This is a genomic window from Streptomyces sp. NRRL WC-3549 (genome assembly GCF_000721935.1).
Taxonomy (GTDB): domain Bacteria; phylum Actinomycetota; class Actinomycetes; order Streptomycetales; family Streptomycetaceae; genus Streptomyces.
Genome location: NZ_KL585438.1, coordinates 29,602 through 30,444 on the forward strand (window position 1 = coordinate 29,602; position 843 = coordinate 30,444).

Sequence of the window (843 nt, forward strand, 5' to 3'; positions counted from 1 at the left end):
GAGATGTGTATAAGAGACAGATCCGGCTCGGGCTGTTCGTCGTGGGCGTCCGGCTGGTCTTCTCGGTGCTGCTCGGCTCCTCCGTGCCCGGGACGCACCCGCTCTTCGCCCTCCCCGAGGTCCCGCTGCCCGGCTGGGCGCAGGGCGTCCGGCTCGGCGGCCGGGTCACCGCCGAGCAGCTGGTCTTCGCGCTGTACGACGGGGCGAAGCTGGCCACCCTGCTGATCTGCGTCGGCGCGGCGAACTCGCTCGCCAACCCGGCCCGGCTGCTGAAGTCGCTGCCGGGCGCGCTGTACGAGGTGGGGGTGGCCGTCGTCGTGGCGATGACCTTCGCGCCGAACATGGTCGCCGACGTCCTGCGGCTGCGGACGGCCCGGCGGCTGCGCGGCCGTCCGACGGGCGGGGTCGCCGCGGTGCTCCAGATCGGGCTGCCGGTGCTGGAGGGTGCGCTGGAGCGTTCGGTGGCCCTCGCGGCGTCGATGGACGCGCGGGGGTACGGGCGTACCGCCGAGGTCCCGCCCGCCGTCCGGCACACCACGAACGCGCTGACCCTGGGCGGTCTGCTGGGGGTGTGCGCGGGCACCTACGGGCTGCTGGCGGCGCAGGGCGCGGTGTACGGGCTGCCGCTGCTGCTGGCCGGCCTGGTCGCGGCCCTGGCCGGGCTCAGGCTCGGCGGGCGGCGCTCGGTGCGTACCCGCTACCGGCCCGACCGGTGGGACGTGCGTGCCTGGACGGTCGCCGGCTCGGGCGTCCTGGTCGCGGCGGCGATGATCGCGGCGGGCGCCGTCGACCCGGAGGCGCTGCACCCCGGTGTCGTCCCGCTGACCGCCCCCGTCCTGCCGT

At 76.2% G+C, this 843-nt stretch carries 1 protein-coding gene; it reads left to right on the top strand.

The window, feature by feature from the left end:
• Positions 1 to 843, top strand: an 843-nt coding sequence (locus tag IH13_RS0132520; protein WP_063837521.1) for a hypothetical protein, incomplete at both ends; no start/stop codon positions are given.